This is a genomic window from Leifsonia sp. Root227, from assembly GCF_001428745.1.
GTDB lineage: Bacteria > Actinomycetota > Actinomycetes > Actinomycetales > Microbacteriaceae > Leifsonia.
On record NZ_LMIO01000003.1, the window covers coordinates 39,534 to 57,965 of the forward strand.

At 69.8% G+C, this 18,432-nt stretch carries 18 protein-coding genes; 7 read left to right on the forward strand and 11 right to left on the reverse strand.

Annotation, left to right across the window (positions count from 1 at the left end; all coding sequences use genetic code 11):
• Positions 1–38 precede the first annotated feature (38 nt).
• From ASE16_RS10285 to ASE16_RS20250, 4 genes are all read left to right on the forward strand, one after another.
• On the forward strand, positions 39–1,622 hold the full coding sequence (locus tag ASE16_RS10285; protein ID WP_055894565.1) for a phospholipase D-like domain-containing protein: 1,584 nt from the start codon (positions 39–41) through the stop codon (positions 1,620–1,622).
• A gap of 70 nt (positions 1,623–1,692) precedes the next feature.
• Entirely contained in the window at positions 1,693–2,271 is a 579-nt protein-coding gene (locus ASE16_RS10290; protein ID WP_055894568.1) for an RNA polymerase sigma factor, read from the forward strand.
• Positions 2,261–3,166, forward strand: a complete 906-nt coding sequence (locus tag ASE16_RS10295) for a hypothetical protein (protein ID WP_157480300.1) — start codon at positions 2,261–2,263, stop codon at positions 3,164–3,166. Before ASE16_RS10290 ends, ASE16_RS10295 begins: the two co-directional genes overlap by 11 nt.
• A 72-nt stretch (positions 3,167–3,238) precedes the next feature.
• The gene (locus ASE16_RS20250; protein ID WP_268765806.1) at positions 3,239–3,361 is read left to right on the forward strand and encodes a hypothetical protein; all 123 of its coding nucleotides are present in this window, start codon (positions 3,239–3,241) and stop codon (positions 3,359–3,361) included.
• Positions 3,362–3,365: 4 nt separating this feature from the next.
• On the opposite strand, the gene ASE16_RS10300 is transcribed toward ASE16_RS20250, so the two are convergent.
• The 6 genes from ASE16_RS10300 to ASE16_RS10325 are packed head-to-tail and all read right to left on the reverse strand — an operon-like array spanning position 3,366 to position 10,277.
• Positions 3,366–4,184 (reverse strand): DUF6807 family protein, encoded by an 819-nt coding sequence (locus tag ASE16_RS10300; protein WP_157480316.1) that lies wholly within the window; start codon positions 4,182–4,184, stop codon positions 3,366–3,368.
• Positions 4,184–5,437 (reverse strand): Gfo/Idh/MocA family protein, encoded by a 1,254-nt coding sequence (locus tag ASE16_RS10305; RefSeq protein ID WP_082581378.1) that lies wholly within the window; start codon positions 5,435–5,437, stop codon positions 4,184–4,186. The genes ASE16_RS10300 and ASE16_RS10305 overlap by 1 nt, the downstream gene beginning before the upstream one ends.
• Positions 5,434–7,119: a hypothetical protein gene (locus ASE16_RS10310; RefSeq protein WP_055894575.1), complete on the reverse strand. Its 1,686-nt coding sequence runs from the start codon at positions 7,117–7,119 to the stop codon at positions 5,434–5,436. Before ASE16_RS10310 ends, ASE16_RS10305 begins: the two co-directional genes overlap by 4 nt.
• The gene (locus tag ASE16_RS10315) at positions 7,119–8,042 is read right to left on the reverse strand and encodes a carbohydrate ABC transporter permease (RefSeq protein WP_082581379.1); all 924 of its coding nucleotides are present in this window, start codon (positions 8,040–8,042) and stop codon (positions 7,119–7,121) included. Before ASE16_RS10315 ends, ASE16_RS10310 begins: the two co-directional genes overlap by 1 nt.
• Positions 8,039–8,983, reverse strand: coding sequence for a carbohydrate ABC transporter permease (locus tag ASE16_RS10320; RefSeq protein WP_055894577.1), 945 nt, complete (start codon positions 8,981–8,983; stop codon positions 8,039–8,041). Before ASE16_RS10320 ends, ASE16_RS10315 begins: the two co-directional genes overlap by 4 nt.
• 28 nt (positions 8,984–9,011) lie before the next feature.
• Entirely contained in the window at positions 9,012–10,277 is a 1,266-nt protein-coding gene (locus ASE16_RS10325) for an ABC transporter substrate-binding protein (RefSeq protein ID WP_235500453.1), read from the reverse strand.
• Positions 10,278–10,520: 243 nt separating this feature from the next.
• Here ASE16_RS10325 and ASE16_RS10330 point away from each other — a divergent pair, with 243 nt between their 5' ends.
• Complete coding sequence (locus tag ASE16_RS10330) at positions 10,521–11,732, forward strand: ROK family transcriptional regulator (RefSeq protein WP_055894583.1); 1,212 nt, start codon at positions 10,521–10,523, stop codon at positions 11,730–11,732.
• 3 nt (positions 11,733–11,735) lie between these two features.
• Here the strand turns inward: ASE16_RS10330 and ASE16_RS10335 are convergent, their stop codons facing one another.
• The 3 genes from ASE16_RS10335 to ASE16_RS10345 all read right to left on the reverse strand — a co-directional run bounded on the left by ASE16_RS10335 (position 11,736) and on the right by ASE16_RS10345 (position 14,413).
• On the reverse strand, positions 11,736–12,077 hold the full coding sequence (locus tag ASE16_RS10335; RefSeq protein ID WP_157480318.1) for a hypothetical protein: 342 nt from the start codon (positions 12,075–12,077) through the stop codon (positions 11,736–11,738).
• A gap of 367 nt (positions 12,078–12,444) precedes the next feature.
• Complete coding sequence (locus tag ASE16_RS10340; protein WP_157480320.1) at positions 12,445–13,074, reverse strand: hypothetical protein; 630 nt, start codon at positions 13,072–13,074, stop codon at positions 12,445–12,447.
• Positions 13,075–13,093: 19 nt separating this feature from the next.
• Complete coding sequence (locus ASE16_RS10345; RefSeq protein WP_055894590.1) at positions 13,094–14,413, reverse strand: glycosyltransferase; 1,320 nt, start codon at positions 14,411–14,413, stop codon at positions 13,094–13,096.
• Positions 14,414–14,480: 67 nt separating this feature from the next.
• Here ASE16_RS10345 and ASE16_RS10350 point away from each other — a divergent pair, with 67 nt between their 5' ends.
• Entirely contained in the window at positions 14,481–15,182 is a 702-nt protein-coding gene (locus ASE16_RS10350) for a TetR/AcrR family transcriptional regulator (protein ID WP_055894592.1), read from the forward strand.
• Between the two features lies 1 nt (position 15,183).
• On the opposite strand, the gene ASE16_RS10355 is transcribed toward ASE16_RS10350, so the two are convergent.
• Both ASE16_RS10355 and ASE16_RS10360 read right to left on the reverse strand, forming a co-directional pair.
• Positions 15,184–15,750, reverse strand: coding sequence for a GIY-YIG nuclease family protein (locus ASE16_RS10355; protein ID WP_055894594.1), 567 nt, complete (start codon positions 15,748–15,750; stop codon positions 15,184–15,186).
• A 68-nt stretch (positions 15,751–15,818) separates the two neighbouring features.
• Positions 15,819–17,000 (reverse strand): ROK family transcriptional regulator, encoded by a 1,182-nt coding sequence (locus ASE16_RS10360; RefSeq protein ID WP_055894596.1) that lies wholly within the window; start codon positions 16,998–17,000, stop codon positions 15,819–15,821.
• A 244-nt stretch (positions 17,001–17,244) separates the two neighbouring features.
• On the opposite strand from ASE16_RS10360, the gene ASE16_RS10365 reads away from it, so the two are divergent.
• Positions 17,245–18,372: a substrate-binding domain-containing protein gene (locus ASE16_RS10365; protein WP_055894598.1), complete on the forward strand. Its 1,128-nt coding sequence runs from the start codon at positions 17,245–17,247 to the stop codon at positions 18,370–18,372.
• Positions 18,373–18,432 lie beyond the last annotated feature (60 nt).

Consider the following 18,432-nt stretch of genomic DNA (forward strand, 5'->3'; position numbering starts at 1 on the left):
TACTGGTATCTCGCCGCGCGGCGGAGTAAGCCGGGGGTATGCGTAAGCTTCCCGCCGACAGGATCGCATCCGTCATCCGCAGTCACCTGGACGCGTTCCGGGTTCCTGGTGCGCTCAGCGTGCGGCCGGGGTATCTGCTGACGGACGGGTGGATCACCGATCAGCCTGCCATCGTGGTGACGGCGGCGCGGGGTGCGCAGCTCGCCGACCTGCGGGCGGCGCTGCCCGGGGAGGTCGACGGGTTCCCCGTCGACGTGCGGGTGGCCTCCGCTGCCAAGCAGCAGTCGCTGAGCGAGCCTGCCGCGTACGCGCGCACGGCCGGTCCGGCGCCCGACCGCGGCTCCGTGCCGGAGTTCGACGACGAACTCGACCTGACCGGCGCATCCGGTGGGGTCGGCGCGGTCGTACCTCACGTCGCGTTCGCTGCCGCCGCGAAACCTCAGCTCGCGTACACGCCCCCGGCGGGCGCCACGCTCTCCCCGGTCTCCGGCACCATGACCGTGACCCTGAGCGCGAGCCCGGACTCCGGCTGGCCGACCCTCGGCGCGTTCCTCTCCGGCGTGCGCGAGACCCTCACGATCGGCCTCTACGACTTCACCTCGCGGCACATCCTGCAGACCGTCGAGACGGAGCTCGCCGGTAAGACCGTGCGCCTCGTCCTGGACCACCCGGCCAAGAATCCGACGGCCGACCAGACCGACGAGCAGACCGTCGCCGCCCTCACGGCTGCCTTCGGCGAACACCTCGCCAACGCCTGGGCGCTGGACAGGATGGACCCGCTCTCCGCCGCCTGGATCTTCCCGTCCGCCTACCACATCAACGTCGCTGTGCGGGATTCGTCGGCCGTCTGGCTGTCCAGCGGCAACTGGAACAACTCGAACCAGCCCGACATCGACCCAGTGAATACGCCGGGCGACGCGGACGCGGCGCGCGACGGCGACCGCGACTGGCACGTCGTCATCGAGAACGAGCACCTCGCGCGCACCTTCGAGGCGTTCCTGCTCAACGACCTCGCCGTCGCAGCGGCGCACCAGGCCGCCGCACCGGCTCCGGTTCCGGCGCCAGCTCTGCTCGCGCCCCTCGCGACCACCCCGCCGTACCAGCGGTTCTTCGCCGCAGACACCCACCGCCGTCGGCTCACGGTGACCCCGCTGCTCACCCCGGACGCCGGCAGCTATGCCCCGCACATCCTGGACCTCATCCGGAGCGCCACGACGTCGCTGCTGATGCAGTTCCAGTACATCGAACTGCCGAAGACGGTCACAGCGGCCGCCGCCGATTTCGTCGCGCTCGTCCGCGCGGTGGTGGAGCGGCAGGATGCGGGGGTCGACGTGCGCATCATCATGAGCCAGTTCGAGACGGCCGGGTACCTGGAGAAGCTGCAGGCGGAGGGCCTCGAGGTCGTGAACAGGGTGAAGCTGCAGAACAACGTGCACAACAAGGGGATCGTGGTGGACGGAAGGGCGGCGCTCGTCAGCAGTCAGAACTGGTCGCCTGCCGGCACGCTGACCAACCGGGATGCCGGCGTCATCCTGGAGAACGCCGAGATCGCCGCATACTTCACCGGCCTCTTCGAGCACGACTGGTCGGTGCTCGCCTCGCGCACCGTCGCGCCCGACTGACGGCGGCGAGGAAAAGCGAGGAAAAGGGAAGAAGGGGGAACCGATCGCGCCGTCGCGGACATTCCACAGTGTGAGCGAACTCTCCGACGACGAGGCCGATTGGGCTCTGGCCGTGCACGGCGACGGCGAAGCGTTCGGTCGCGTCTTCGACCGTCATCGCGACCGCGTGCGCCGGCACAGCCTGCGCCTCGTCCCCGACGTCGGCGACGCGGAGGATGTCGTCGCCGTCACCTTCCTCGAAGCCTGGCGCAAGCGGGACGCCGTCCGCTTCGTCAACGGGTCGATGCTGCCGTGGCTGCTGGTGACGGCGACCAACGCAGCTCGCAACCTGTCGCGCGCGCACCGCAGGCACCGCATCCTCCTCGACCGGCTCCCCCCGCCCGTCCCTCACCCCGACCACGCCGAAACCTTCGACGACGGCCCGGCCACCGCAGCGCTGCTCCGGTTGTCGGCTGCCGATCAGCAGGTGATCGCGCTCTGCGTGCTGCACGGGTACTCGGAGGCGGACGCGGCAGCAGCGCTCGGTGTCGCCCCTGGAACCGTGAAATCGCGTCTGTCGCGAGCGAAGTCCCGCTTGGCCCGTCGTCTCGGCGAGAACGACGGCGCCTCCACACGCACCATCAGAGGGGAGACCTCCCATGAGTACTGAGCTGGCCGCCGACCGGGACACCGCACTGCGGGCCGTCCTGGTCGAGACGTCCGCGGAGGAGGGGCGCCGAGCACCTCGTCGCCGTCGTCGATGGATGCTCGGCGTCGGCGCGTTCGCGCTCGCCGGGGCGTTGACCGGCGCCGCTATCACGACCACGGCCATCGCGAGCGCAGACCAGGCGAACAGGGTGTTCCGGCTCGGGGCCGCCGCCGAGCAGCAGGTGAAGACCCACGGCATCCTGCTCGGCGCTCCTGTCGTCGCGGACGCCTCCGGCACGGCTCGCCTGGCGCTCCGCAGCGCGCCGCCGGGGGCGACACGGCTGGCGGTCTCGCTCGAGTGCTTCGACGACGGCCAGGTGGTGGCCTCCGTCGCCGGTGTCTCCGAGACGGTCGACTGCTCCGTCGATACGCCGGCCGTGACCGAGCTGTCCGCCCCTGTCGGGCCGCAGCAGACCGTGACCGTCGCGGCGGCTGCGGGCGGCCGCATCCTGGCGTGGGCGTCGTGGATGCGCGACCGGCCGGTGCCCGCGGCGTCTGCGCAGCAGAACGCCGACCTTTCCGACGGACGCGTCACCCATGCGGAGTATCTGGCCGCGTACAGCCGCTACGCCGGATGCATGGCGGAGGCCGGCTACCCGATGGCTCCCGTCACCGGGGCGCCTCCGTTCGTCTTCTACGCCGTCCCCGACGCCGCGGTCGACGCTGGGGCGGATGGCACCTGTTACGCCCGGGAGTTCGCTCAGGTCGACAGGGCGTGGCAGTCCACGCTCTCCGACCTCGACGTCACCTGCCTGGCCGAGCACGGCGTGGACGGCGCGCGGCTGAGCATCGAGCAGCAGCTCGCCGAGCTTCGGCGCCTGGGGCTGCTGCAGGCGTGCCTCCCGAGCCAGGAATGAACGACGCCGAGGAATGAACGACGCCCAGGAATGAACGACGCCCCGTAACGAACGACCACCGAGAGGAACATCATGAACACATCGCGTGAGCACGGCCGCAGCACCCCGATCGACCCCGGGGCGCCTGACCTTCCGCCGACCCAGCCCATCGACATGACCTGGCTGCTCGCCGACGCGCTGCGCGGCTCCGACTGACCGTTCAGCCGGAGCGGCGGGTGTCGTCTCCGTCGAGCACCACGAGCCGCGCGCGGAGGCACCAGCCATCGCCCGGCTTCACCTGCACCTCGATCGTGTCGAACGGCGCAGGCCCGAACCCCGGGTACTCCATCGAGCGCACGAACCAGGAGGACGTGTCGGCGGTCGCCAGGCGCACGGTCGCCGCCCCGTCCGGCCTGGTCAGTGCGAGCGACCTCGCGCGCTCGCCGAGGAAGTCGTCGGCCGGTCCCGACCTCCCGTCGTCCGCCGTGGCCGTCGCGCCGCGGAACTCCGGCGCCGCCCGGAAGAACAGACCGCCGTATCCCGCGCCGGCGCGTCCGTTGGTGGCAGGGCTTCCCAGCGTCAGCGGCGATGGCACGTGGATGCGCGACTCCCAGTCCAGCGTCCAGCCCCGCTCCTCCTCCGCGAACGCGAGCGCGCGGTCCTCGGTCGCGAGCCGTTCTCCGTCTGCGTCGAGCCACGCGACGGTCGAGACGATGGCCCCAGCCGCATCCACCTGGATGCTCTCGGTGCGCATCGAGCCGTTGTCGCCCCTGTCGAGGTATGCGCCGGTCGCGCGGTCCCAGCTGCGCCCTCCCCACAGGTTCGCCCGTCCGGCGTTCGGCAGCGCCAGCGAGAACCCGTGGTGCCAGGAGTGGTCGCTCGGGCGGAAGTCGGCCACCGGCATGCCCGCCGCCGTCGTGATCGGGTACAGGTACGGTCGCGGCGACTCGGACGCCGGCGTGGCCGGCGCGAACACGTAGCGGGCGACGCGCTGCGCCCCCAGCGCGATGTCGACACCGGACGCGTCGCGGGTGGCCATCAGCGCCACGGCAGCCCGTCCAGTTCTCCGAAGAGGCGTTGTGTCTCGACAGCGCGGCGCACCGCGGCCTCCGCGTCGGCGAGCACCGGGCGCCTCGACGGTCCGAGCCCGTCCCAGGTGACATGACCGGCATCGATCGGCGCGACGGGGGCATCTCCGACAGTCTCGATGACGCGCACGAAACCGCCCGTCGCGGACAGCGGCGAGAGCAGGGCGACGCCGTCGCGCCTGGCATCGATCAGGTTCTCCAGCAGGTCACGGCGGCCGTACTGCCGTTCCTCGGTGCGGCCGTCGCTCGTCGCCACTGTCAGGCGGTCGGTGGTGTACGACAGGGTCGCCTCGCCGGCTGTGCCTCGCACCAGGATGGTCGGCTCGGCTTCGACGGGGCCGGCGAGCGTGAACGCGCAGGTGATGGCGCCGCCGAACGACGTCGCCCCCTGCACTGAGGGCCGCACCCGGATGGTGGAGGTGTCGTCGACCTCGATCGGGTTCACCCTGCGCAGGTCGGTCTCGATGGTGCCGATGGCCTCCGGCGAGTTCCAGCCGGCGATGCGCAGGCAGGTCATCACTGCGTGGGCGAACGGGTTGGCCACCGCGCCGTCAGCCACCCTGGCACCGTCCAGGATCCGGCGGCCCGCCCAGCGGGCCCGCGTCCAGTACCCGCGGGGCCGCGTCCACGACCCCGCAGCGCCGATCGAGCGGATGTCGCCGAGCGCACCGGCGTCGATCAGCCGGAGCAGCTCCGCGAGCGCGCCGGACCCGAGACTCTGGAAGCCGACCTGCACCAGGCCGCCGGTCTCTCCGATCACCGCCTCCAGCCGTGCGAAGGTGGCGAGCTCCGTGACGGGAGGCTTCTCCAGCAGCACGTCCGCGCCCGCGCGCAGCGCGGCGGCGGCGAGCGTGGCGTGCGTGTGCAGCGGGGTCGCCACGATGACGATGTCCACCGGGATGCTCCCGAGCAGCTCGTCGATGTGGTCCAGCCGAACGGGCAGCCTGTCCTCCGGCACCCGCACGCCGTCGCGCACGAGCGGTCCGCGCGCCGGGTCGACCAGGGCGACGAGCTCGACCAGGCCGCGGTCCTCGAGCGCCAGCGCGTTCAGGATGTGCGCGGTGCCGTAGCCCTGCACGCCCACCACGGCGACGCGGGCGGGAGGGGCGGCTGCGGTTGCCCCGGTTGCTGTGCGTGCCGCGGGTGCAGCGCGTGCTCCAGCGCGGGATGCGGTCGCCCCGTCTCGCGAGTCCGTCGCGCTCACGCGTCCGCCGCCCCGGCGCGCAGCCGCACCACGAACCGCGCGGGCGTCGTGCCGCCGACGAGCAGGCGGACACCGCCGACCGCGTCCGTTCCGGAGAGGAACGCGTAGTCTTCGCCCGGCCAGTACGGCGCTGGATCGGCGGCGGGGTCGATACCGTCGAGCTCGACGGTGATCGCATCGCCGCCGCGGGTGTAGCGCGCGCGGTGGCCGGGGAGGACGTGGGCTCCGTCGCGGTCGCGCCGGGGCGCATCCACCGCGCCGCCGTCGCGGAACGCCAGCTCCAGCGTCCACGGGCTCGGCGGCCCGTCGATGGTCACCTCGAGGTGTGCTCCGTCGTCGTGCAGTGCCACCAGGATCGTCGTCTCCAGGGCGACATCGTCTGCCGTGCGCTCCGGGAACGACATCGCGGCGGAGAACCGGCCGTCGTCGGTCACGGCGTAGTCGCCGCCCGCGCGGCGGGCGTCGGGCGCGAGCGGCTGGTAGTACCCGGCCGACACGCGCTCGCGCAGCTCGATACGTCCGTCGGGGAGCGTGCGGAACGCGTCTGCCCGGAACGGACCGAGGCCGAAGAAGGTGCGAGACAGGCGCACGGAGTCGAGCACCGCGCCGCCCGCGAACAGCCGCAGGATGGTCGGATCGTTGGCGAGGCCCGAGCGGATTCGACCGTGCCGGGCGTAGTCCGAGCCGCCGTACGCCACCGTATCGGCGGCGGCGCCCCGATGAACCGCCAGTGCGACACCGGGATGCACCGTCGTCCCCTCTCGCCGAGGGGCCTGCACGCCAGGAAGCGCTTCGTTCAGCGCGGGATGCAGCAGCAGCTCGGTCAGCATGCCGGGGTCGTCGATCCCATCCGCCACGGCCAGCTCTGCCGCCCACGCGAAGTCGCCGCGGCCCGTCGAGAGCGCCAGCGAGCGGAACGGCACGGCGTACGGCGCGAGCGGGAACCTGGTCCCCTGGTCCTGCCGCCGCGACGGAAGGGTCTCGACCGTGCGGTCGGGATGGATGAGTGCGAGCGTCAGCTCCAGGTTGCGCTCGACCACGCGCCGCAGCTCTGGTCGGTCCAGGATCTCGGCGATCGCCAGCAGCGACGGGTTGCTCACCGCTGAGGCATAGTTCGGGCTCCGCTCGGAGTAGTAGCCGTCCGCGTCGATGTCGACGCCCTCCGCCAGCCATTCGTCCACTCTGGCGACCAGGCGCGCGTCGGGGAACGACCGGTGGATGCGCGCGAGGGCCGCGCTGATCTCCCACCGGTGGTTCGGCGTGTGCACCCCGCCGGCGAGCAGCGGAGGCGTGGCGTTCCGGATGAGCTCGGCGAGCGCGTCCCGCACGTCCACGAGGGACGGGTCGACCGCATCCCGCAGCAGGTGGTGCACGTCGCAGGCGTCGTTGATGGTGAACGCGCTGTCCGGAGGCGACTGCACGTTGTCGCCGCCCTCGAACAGGCCGGTCGGCGTCTGCAGGCGGCGGAGTTCGCCGAGCAGCGCGCGGAGGGTGACGACGGTGCCGGGCGGGGCGGTCTCCGAAGAAGAGGAGACAGCGACCGAGACCAGCGTCTTCACCCGTCGCATCAGCTCGCGGTGCGCGAGCCCGGCGACCGGCGAGGACGCCGCATCCCCGGCTGCCAGAAGCGCTGCCTCCCGTGCCGCGGCCAGCAGGGAGGAGGCGGGAACGGCGTCGCGCATCAGTCCTTCAATCCGGCGTTGATGTTGGCGTTCATCACGTACTTCTGGAACACCAGGTAGAGCAGCACGAGCGGCACGATCGAGATCACGGACGCGCCGAGCAGCACCGACCAGTTGATGTTCTGCGCGCCGACGATGCTCTGGATGCCGATCTGCAGGGTGAACTTGCTCGGGTCGTTGAGCACCAGCAGCGGCCAGATGTAGTCGTTCCAGCGCCACTGGAAGGAGAAGATCGCGAGCGTCAGCATGATCGGACGAGAGATCGGGACCATGATGCGGAAGAAGATCGAAAGCTCCCTCGCGCCGTCGATGCGGGCGGCCTCGACCAGCTCGTCCGGCACCGTGAGGAAGAACGCCCGGAACATGAGCACGCCTGTCGCGGTGAGGATCGACGGGACGATGATGCCCGCAAGCGAGTTGTACATCCCGAGGTCGCGGACCACCAGGAATGTGGGGGCGAGCATGACCTCGGTGGGGAGCATCGTGGTGGCCAGGATGCAGACGAAGAAGATCTTGAGCCAGAGGTTGTCGTACTTGGCGAGGGCGTACCCGGTGCAACAGCTCGCCACCACGGTCAGGATCGTGGTCACGATGGCGACCAGGAACGTGTTGCCGAAGAACTCGTAGAAGTTGAAGCTGTTCCACGCGTCGACGTAGCCCTGGACGGTCCACGACTTCGGCAGCAGCGAGAGCGGGAACGAGAACAGGTCGCCGGCCGGCTTGAACGAGCTGAGGACGAACCACAGCAGCGGGAAGCCGTATGCGAAGGCGAGCACCCAGAGCAGGGTGGTCGGGGCGATGGCGCGGCCGAGCTGCCTGGCGCCGTTCTTCCCGCCGCGACGACGCGAACGGTCGGCGCGCGGCTGCGTGGGTCGCGCATCCGCCGCCCTGTCGATGCGGGGGTCTGCAACGCTGGCGGTCATCGGCGGCGCTCCGTTCTGCGGTTGACAGTCAATTGGATGATCGCGATGGCCATCAGGATGATCATCAGCACGAAGCTGGCCGCGCTGGCGTAGCCGATCTGACCCTGCTGGAAACCGGTCTGGTAGATGTACTGCACGAGCAGGTTGTTCGAAGTGCCAGGGCCGCCGTTGTTGAGCGACTGGAACAGCGCGTACTCCTTCATCGCGTTCAACGTGGTCAGCAGGATCACGATGAACGACGTCGGCGCGATACTCGGCAGCGTGATGTTGCGGAACAGCTGCCACGGGCCTGCGCCGTCGAGTGCGGCGGCCTCGTAGTAGGAGACCGGCACGTTCTTGATCGCCGCGATGAAGAGCAGCATCGAGAACGCCGTGCCTCCCCAGGTCGCGGCGATCACCACGACCATCAGGGACAGATCCGCGTTGGACTGCCACGGAACGGCCGAGCCGCCGAGGGACTCGATCACGAAGTTGACGAGCCCGAAGTTCTCGCCGAACAGCCAGCGCCAGATCACGCCGGAGACGATCGGCGAGATCAGCCACGGCACGAAGAAGATGATGCGCGCCACGAGCTTGCCCTTGGCGTACTGGCTCACCATCAGGTTCGCCACCAGCAGCGAGAAGACGAAGCTGGTCGGCACGACGATGAGGGTGAACAGCACGGTCCTGCCGAGGGCGGCGTAGAACGCCGAGTCCCCGAACAGCTGCTGGTAGTTGGACAGCCCGATGAAGTGGAAGGAACCCACGCCGGTGTAGTCGGTGAACGAGTACACCAGGCCGATGATGGCCGGCCAGGCGAAGAAGGCCGCGAAGAGCACGACGTTCACCAGGATGAGCACGAGCGGCGCGAAACGGTAGTGGTTCAGCCGCTTGTGGGTGCGCTGGGCTCCGGATGCGCGTGTCCCGACCACCCGCGGGGTGGCTGTGCCTGTAGCCGACATGGGTTCCTTCCCTCCTTTCCCGCTCGTCCTACTTGCCGACCTGCTTGTCGTAGCCGTCGACGATGTTCTTCACGGCCTCGGCGGACGTCTGCTGGCCGTTGATCGCCTTGCCGATCTCTGTCACAGTCGGATCGGTCGTGATCGACTTGCCGTCGAGAGCCCACTTCACCTGCGCCTGCAGGAAGTAGCCGGAGATGGGCTTGTAGACCTCGAGCTCCTTGTTGTAGAGGTCGAACGCATCCAGGGCAGCCTGCGAGGTGAAGTCGTAGGTGATGTCGAGGCCCTTCTCCACGGGCAGGTAGCCGTTGGTCTCAGCGAGCTTCTTGTACTGGGCAGGCTCGTACATCCACTCGAGGAAGGACTTCGCGGCCTTCCCCTCTGCGTCGCTGTTCTGGAAGCCGACCACGAGGCCGCCGGCGTTCACGTCCGCTGCCTGCACGGGCTGCGCGGGGGTGGGGACGCTCGCCCAGTCGAACGAGGTGATGCTCGTGGCGAAGGCGGAGACCTGCCAGACGCCCGACCAGTACGCCGCGACCTGGCCGCTCTGGAACAGTGCAGACGGGTCGGCGCCGCTGGTCCAGACGGACTTCGGCATCGTCTTGTCGTCGTTCAGGCCGACGAAGTAGTCGACGGCCTTCTTCGTGGCGGCGTCAGCGGAGAACTTCCCGTCGGAGCCCTGCTGCATGTACTTTCCGCCCATCTCATAGACCTGGGCGCGCAGCCGGGAGGGGGAGGCGTCGTAGACGAGCGAGTACTTGGCGCCCGTCGACTCGCGCACCTTGTCGGCCGCGGCGACGAACTCCGGCCAGGTCCAGGTGCTGTCCGGCGACGACGGGAAGCTGACGCCGGCCTTCTCCCACAGCGACTTGTTGATGAACAGGCCGGTGGAGGTGACGTCGGAGGGAATCGCGAGGGTCTTGCCGTCCGTGCCCTTGGCGACGTAGCTCTCGTTGATGTTGTTCGACTTCGTGTCGGTGATCGAGCTGAGGTCGACGAGCTTGTTCTTCCAGATCGGGTCGAGCGCCGGGACGTTCGCGATGTCCGGGAGGGCATTGGCCTGGGCGGCGTTGTGCAGCTTGGTCGCGTATCCCGAGTACGGGATGTTGACGACGTCGACCGTGATGCCGGTCTTCTTCTTGTAGTCGGCGGAGAGCTGATCGAAGCCCTTCTGCTGGGCGGCGCTGGAGGAGAGCCAGAGGGTGAGCTTCTTGACGTCGCCACCCGAGCTGTCGCCACCGGCCGAGCAGCCGGTGAGGGCGACGGCTGCTGCGGCGATGACGCCCGTGGCGGCCAACAGGCGCCGACGGCGGGAAATGCCTCTGAAGCGGGAACTGAGATTCATCGTTGAGTCCAAATCGTTCGAGAAGTGGCCGACGGTCAGCGCGGCACGCGAACCGTTGCAGGCTTTTCTATCACTACGATGCATAAATAACAACAAGAAGTCCGATCCCGCTATGCTGACGGGGTACAGGCGCCCCTTGTCACCGGGGCTTCCGGTAGGCGAAGATTTACTCACGGCGATGTGAAAGGGGGGCCGATGAGCGTGTCGGACATCCCGCGAACCGCGACCACCCGCGACGTGACGGAGATCAACCGCACCGCGATCCTCGACCTGCTGCGCGCGGCGGGACCCATCTCGCGGCGTGAGATCCGCGAGCGAACCGGCCTCGGCTCCGCCACCGTCGAGCGCCTCACCCAGGCCCTCATCGAGGAGGGCCAGATCGAGATCGCCGGCCTCGACCGCTCGTCACCCGGCCGCCCGTCGAGTCTGCTGCGCTACGTCTCCACCGGCAGGGCCATCCTCGCCATCGACGTCACGGAGGCCAACGCCCGCGGCCGCATCGTCGACCTCGCGGGCACCGTCTTGCACGAGCAGTACCTCCCGTTCCGGTTCGACGGCTCCGACCCGGGCGCCGCCAGGCTGGACGGCCTGCTGGAGCTGGTGGACACGCTCGTCTCCGGTGGGCAGGGCGGGTCGGGCGGGCATGGCGGCTCCGGTGGCGGCACCCCGGTGATCGGCATCGGGATCGCGCTGCCCGGCATCACCGACGACGGCCACGTCACGAAGGCGAGCGAGCTGGAGTGGAGGGACGTGCCCGTCGCCGACATCCTGCACGAACGCACCGGCCTGCCCGTCCTCGCCGAGAACGACGCCAACGCGACGGTCTACGGCGAATACCTCCACGGGGCGGCGCGCGGCGAAGAGAGCGCCATCGCCCTGGTGCTGGGCACGGGCATCGGCGCCGGTATCGCCAGCGAGGGGCGCATCCACCGCGGTTTCCGCTCGGCGGCGGGCGAGGTCGGCTACCTGCTCACGTCCACGGCGTCGTTCTCGCGCTACTTCACCGATCACGGCGACACCGAGAACGCGATCGCCGCCGAGCTTGCTGCCTGGGTCGACCGCGGAGGTCCCCACGTCGACCGCCGCATCGGCCCCGCCTTCCGCCGCATGATGACGGCGGTCGAAGAGGGCGACGTCGTGGCAGGACAGGCCCGTGACGAATTCTTCGACCTGATCGGCCTGGTCTGCGCGGCCATCTCCGTGGTCATCGCCCCCAGCGTCATCGTCCTCGCGGGAGCGTTCGGCCAGTACAGCGCCCTCTCCGTCGACCAGCTCAGCCGCCGCCTGATCGGCCGCATCCCATCGCCACCGCGCCTCGTCGCCAGCAGCCTCGGCTTCGACGCGGCGATCACCGGCATCAGCGCGCTCGCGATCGAGCGGGCGCGCGGGGCGACCTACCTGGTGTGATGGTCAGTCCTTCCTGAACGACACGACCGTCTCCGTCACACCAGGGTCCGCCGGAGTGCCGTAGACGCGCAGATGGTGCACCTGCTCCGCGACGGTGCCGTCGGCCAGCGTGCCGTGGTTGATGGCGGGCACGAACACTTCGCACGAGCCGCCGGGGAGGCGTGCGGCCTCCTCCTCCGCCCACGCGATGACCTCGGTCACCTCCGTCGCCCCTGTGACGTCCCAGTCGTCGACGGACCAGCCCGTGTAGGGGTCCGATTGGGGCACCCAGATGCGCACCCGGTATGCGGGGGTGTCCATCGGCCAGGTGGGAGGTTCTGCTGCTCGGAGCCAGGTCGCTTCCATGCGTGGAGCCTAGCGGTGCGGGGGTCGGCGACGTGTGGGCATTCTCACGCCGCGAGGCCGGAATCCCGGCGTGATGTCCAGGCCGGTTCGGGAGACTCTGCCCATGCGCTGGTTCGGTTCGCGGGGGAGTGAGGCACGGGATGCTGCGAGGGCGGTCGCGCCGCCGGCCGCGGTCGCCGTCGACGTGGCCCGCGCGGCCGCGGACGCCGCCCGCGCCCGCCTGTACCGCCTCACAGAGTGCGCGCCTCCCGCCCTCTCCGCGGCTTGGCTCAACCCACCTGCGCCGTCGAGACACCAGTAACTGTCGCGAAACACCCGGGATGCGCCGTAGTTGCCGGCGTCTCGCCGGCTCGGGGCTTCTGCATGGCTAGCTGTGCCATTCCGCCCGGCGACGCGGCGTGACGCCGTGCGGGCGGATCAGGTCGAGGAAGCTGGGCGCGAACGGGTTGATGCGGTCGCGCATGGCTGCCTCCGGTCGCCTCGGCTCGGGGTCCAGCCCTGCGCGCTGCCCGCGCTCCGCGCCGGTCTCGTGACCCGGACTGAGGCGCTCCCGCCAGGCGGAGGGGGACGCGAGGCCCGTCAGTGCGGCACGCACGCGCATCCACCGGCTCGCACGCGGTGCGCGCGCAGGGGCGGAGAGCCGCACCAGCTTGCCCGCCGACAGCTCGTGCAGGTTGTTGCGGCGGGTGCCGTCCCAGTTCACGTAGAGGTACGGCCCGACGGGCGACGAGATGGCGCTGACGACCGCGCGGACATACGAGTCCGGGCCGGTGACGTATGTGGCTGTGCCGTCGGCGATCTCGGCCGCGGCCCGCCGGGCGTCGACGGCGCCGTGCGAGGTGAACAGGGTGACGATGGAGCCGAGCTCGTCGCGAGCGACCAGCTCGATGCGGAACTCGGTGATGGCGACTCCTCTGGTGTCGTTCGGCTGCGGGTGGGGGCCGAGCGACGGTGGTCTGCCTCTTCGATCGTACGCAGCGCCATTCATCGAATCCAACAGCGAACGCTTCTACCATTCATCCAAGTGGCGAATGAGTGCGCTTCCCTCCTTGCGCATCCACCAGCCCGAGTACCGCTTCCTCCAACCCGGCCAGCCCGGTGGATGCACGGATCGCCTCCCCGACAGCGGCACTGCGGTCCGCATACCGCCGGTCGGCCAGCACCGTGCGCACCGCGTCGCCGACCGCCGCGGCCGTCGGCCGGTTGGTCGCGAGGTTCACGCCGACACCAGACCACGCAACGCGCGCGGACACCTCGACCTTGTCCTCCGTCGTTCCGGCGATCACCACGGGTACGCCGTGCTCCATCGCGTAGTGCACCCCGCCGTATCCGCCGTTCGTCACATAGACGGAGGTGTGGGGGAGCAGCGCGTCGTACGGAAGGTAGGAGGCGACGCGCGCGTTCGGTGGGAGGTCGGCATCCAGTTCGGTGACCGGGCGACCTCCCGTGCTGGCGACCACCCAGACGTCGTCGCCGGCGAGGCCGCGGATCGTCGGGAGGAGCAGGTCGCCGAAGTCGCGGTTGGCGACCGTGCCCTGCGTCACGTGGACGATCGGGCGCCCGTCGGAGAGGTCGTCCCACCAGGCGGGCAGGGGCGCATCCGATGGGCGGGTGCGCGAGACGGGGCCGACGAAGTGGACGGTCGCGGGCAGATCGGAGCGCGGATACTCGAACTCGGGCACCGTGAACTGCACGATGGCGTCCGCGTGCGACGGCCAGTTGAGGATGAAGCCGTTCAGCGACGACCCCGTCGCCTCGTGGGCGATCCGGCTGGCCGCTTTCTGCACGGGCGCGAAGATCACCTTCTCCGCCACCGCCGTGAGGGCCGCATTGCGCAGGCGCCCTGCGACGCCCGGCTTCGGCTGCACGCCGAGTCCGAACGGTGCGACGTCCTTGCTCTTCAGCCCGAGCGGCACGATGCCGAGATTAACCACCGGCGGCCGGGATGCGCGTGGCCGGGTGGACAGCAGGGCGGCGCCGAGGAACAGGCTCTCGGCGAGGACCGCATCCACGTCGTGCTCTGCGACGATCGCGTCGACCGCCGCGAGCTGTGCTCTGGCGGGGCGCAGGAAGATGGTGGTCATGTCGTACCGGATTCCCGCCGGCCCGGTGAGCCCGACCCGGCCGGGGAAGGCCGCATCCATGTCGGTGTCGTCGTAGTCGGCCTCGGCTGGCAGCGGGAGGAAGGTGGCGCCGGTGGCGATGACGCGCTCCGCATAGCGCGCGCCGGTGAGGAAGAGCACGCGGTGTCCTCGGTCGGCGAGGTGGCGGGAGACGGCGAGCAGCGGCGTCACGTGCCCGTGCACCGGGGTGCTGCAGAGAAGGATGGTGGTCATGGTGACTCGCATTCGGGTTAGAGTTGGATGAACGTTGATAGTATTCACTACACACGAAGGGTAGTCAATGGCTGATTCGGAGAACGGTGCGCCTCGGCAGTACCGGTCGACCCTTCGCGAGGAGCAGGCGCGCCAGACCAGGCAGCGCATCCTGGCCTCCGCGTTCGAGGTGTTCTCGGCCAAGGGGTACACCGGCGCGTCCCTGGCCGACATCGCCGCGGGGGCGGGGGTCTCGGTGGAGAGCGTCAAGGTGCACGGACCCAAGCGGGCGCTGCTGCTCGGCGCGTTCGAGCTCGCGTTCGCCGGAAGCGCCGGAGACGAGTCGCTCAGCGAACGCCCGGAGGTCGCCGCGATTATGGAGCTCGAGGACACCGGCGCGTTCCTCACGGCGATGGTCGGCCTGATCGCCGAGGCCAACGCGCGCACGAGCGGCCTGTGGGCGGCGTTCCTCGCGGCGGCCGCCGAAGACGCGCACGTCGGCGATGTGCTCGCCTCGCTGCTCGAACGCCGCCACGCCGACTATCGCCGCATGGTCGGCCTGCTGGCGGCCCGCGGTGCCGTGGGCACCGGACAGGTGGATGCTGACGCCGGCCAGGTGGATGCAGGAACCCCGTCCGACGACGCCCTGCAGAACCTCGCCGACATCCTCTCCTTCCTGATGTCGCCGGAGAGTCATCAGCAGCTCGTCCAGCAGAGCGGCTGGACGTTCGAGCGCTACCGCGACTGGCTGATCGGCACGGTGTCGGCGACGGTGGCCGCCGGCGGGTGAGCTACCCGCGGAGCGCGATCGCCTCGCTCCGCCACCGCGCAAGCAGCGCCCACGGGTCGGCGACGCCTTCGCTCACGGACGCGATGTGCGCATCCAGGGCGTCGCTGCGTTCGAACCACTCCGTGCGCGGGATGCGCTGACGCGCGAACTGCGCGTGCCTGCGCTGCTCGAGCGCCCTGTCTCCGCGCTCGAACGCGAGCACCTCGTCGTGCGGCAGGCTGGAGAACCGGCCGCGCGGGTTCGCCGTGGTGCCGATCTTGATCCTGTCGCGGAACCGCAGGTAGTAGACGACGTCGACGCGGGGCGGCGGCAGCTCGCCTGACACTGTTTCGCCGACGCGCCACTCGCACACGGCGCACAGCCAGCCGGACGGGTAGCGCACGCCGAGGCGGGAGCCGCAGAGCGCGCACGGGGCCGGGAGTGCATCCAGCCGGCCGTAATCGTCGGCGACCCACTCGGCCGCGAGGAGCAGGTGCCGCAGGCACAGCGGCACAGGAGCCCCCGGATGCGCGTGGCCGGCGCACGGGACGTCTCCGTCCGAGGCGACGCAGGGGGTGGTGCCTGTCATGCCGGAAGCGTAGCGGCGGGGTCCGACATGGTGACTCCGTCGCCTGAGCCCTCCGCTCCCGTCGTCGACTACCCGAGCGCTCTGACCCGTGCGACTTCGTCCGCCGTCAGTGCGTCCCCGTTCGGCAGGTGCACGATCGCCGTCTCCTCCACGCCGAGTCCGGCATAGACGGTGTGCAGCGCGGCGACGACGGAGCCGACCGCGCCGGAGAAGTCCCCGAGCTGGGCGGTGGCCAGGCCCGGGGAGACCCGGAGGTTCTGCTCGAGGGCGATCTGGTAGCGGTCGAGCGACGAGGTCAGCGAGTTGGCGATGCCGCCGCCGAGCACGATGGTCTGGGGGTCGCAGGAGACGGTGGTCGCGGTCAGAACCACGAGCAGCGCCTGGTCGAAGTGGGCCCTCAGCGATTGCAGGCCGTGGCCCGCGTCGTCCGCGAAGAGCTGGGCAGGCGCATCGAGGTGCAGCCCGGCCTCCGCCGCCCTGCGCAGGATGCCGCCACCGGTCACGAGGTGTTCGAGTCTGGTTCCGAGCGGTCCGATCGGCAGCTGGCCGAACTCGCCGATCAGTCCCCGCTCGCCCTGCAGGATCCGCCCTTCGATGGCGAGGCCGGCGCCGAGGCCGAAGCCGATCGTCAGCATCGCCGCGTTGGGCGCTCCGCGAGCCGCGCCGAAGTGCATCTCGCCGAGGAGTGCGTAGTTCGCGTCGTTGTCGAAGTGCATCGGCCGCCCCATCGCGCGCTCCACGGAGGCGAGGAAGGTCGGAGACTCGACTTCTGGCAGGTTGGGGGCGTTGGAGACGCTGAGGTCGCGCTGGTTCACCGCGCCGGGAAGGCCGAGGCACACGTGCTCCACCCTGTCCCAGACGTCGGCGGCCGCATCTTCGACCGTCGCTGCGATCCACTCGGCGAGCTCCGCCTCGTGCAGCGTGGTCGGCGTCGGCGTCTCGCTGGCGAACACCGGGTGCGCGAGCAGGTCGGCGACGATGATGCGGGTGTTGGATGCGCCGAGGTCGACCCCGACGACGTAGGCGCGGTCGGCGACGATGTCGAGCTCGACAGCGCGGCGGCCCCTGGCCTCCGAAACGATCTCCGTCGTCTCCGTCACAATCCCCTCGGCGAGGAGCTGGTCGATCGAGCGCGTCACGGTGGCGGCGGATATGCCGGTCAGCTCCGCGATCTGCTTGCGGCTGGCCGGTCTCGCTCCGATGAGGGCGGTCAGGACGGCGTTGCGATTGATGGCTCGCGTGTCTTGCACCGGCTCACCCCCTTTGTCTTCAGCGTGAACCCAAAACTAGCTCAGGATGCCCGCTCGGCGCCACTCCACGCCCGATTTCGGCAGGTTTTACGGGATCGAAACCTAACGGATACATTTCTCGGCTTGACTTTGATTGCTTGTTGAAATCAAAATGGCTTCAGCAAGTCAACGGTGACGGGGTCATGAGATGCCCGGGGGACGCCACCGCACAGGAGTTCAACCCGGTCCCGGAAGGCAACCCACAATGCACACAGCACGTCCCACCCGGCGTCTCGCCGCTCGCGCCGCCCTCGTCGGCGCACTCGCACTCTCCCTCGCGCTGGCCGGATGTTCGGCCGGCACGGCTTCGTCCTCCGCGTCGTCGACGCCGGCGGCGAAGCCCAGCCTCGAGTTCACCGGCCCGAACGGCGAGAAGCCTGGCGCGCTCTCCGAGCTCTCGCTCACCAGCGACGAGCAGAGCAAGGTCAAAGACGGAAAGTACACGGCGGCGTTCGTCTGGCACACGTCGTCCGACTTCGTGACCGCCGTCGAGAAGGGCGCTCGCGACGAGTTCAAGAAGCTCGGCATCGACGTGGTCGCCAGCACGCAGGCCAACTTCAACGCAGCGACCCAGGCCAACAACGTCCAGACCGTGCTCGCACTGCACCCGAGCATCATCGTCACCATCGCGGTCGACCCCACCTCTGCGGCAAAGGCGTTCAAGCCCGCTGTCGAGGCGGGGACGAAGCTCGTCATCATGACCACCCCGCCGGAGGGGTACAAGGCGGGCACCGACTTCGTCTCCATCGTCACGGAGGACCTCACGGCGGCCGGTCGTGACAACGCCGAAATCCTCGGCGACGCTCTCGGCAAGAAGGGCGAGGTCGGCTACCTCTCGTACAACGCGAACTTCTGGTTCACCAACCAGAGGGACAAGGCGTTCAAGGACTGGCTCGCCTACGAATACCCCGACGTGAAGATCGTCGACTCGGAAGGCTTCGCCGACGAGACGGCCACGCAGACCATCGCGGCGGCCATGATCGCCAAGAACCCGAACCTCAAGGGCATCTACGTCTCGTGGGCCACAGCTGCCCAGGGTGTCGTCGCCGCCATCAAGGCATCGGGCCGCACTGACATCAAGGTCGTCACCAACGACCTCGACACCACCCTCGGAGCAGCGATGATGTCCGGCACGAACGTCGCCGGCATGGTGGGAAACGGCTCGATCGGCATCGGCAAGGGCCTCGCGCTGGCCGGCGCATACGGGGTCATCGGCAAGAAGGCTCCTGAGCTCGTCGCGTCCGTGCCGACCAAAGTCACCAAGGCCAACCTCGACAAGGGCTGGGAGTCCGACTACGGCACCAAGCCGCCGTCGAGCGTGACGGGCGGCTGACGCCATCAGACCGGCTGGGCGGCCGGACTCCCCCTTCGACCGCCCAGCCTCCACCCCGCG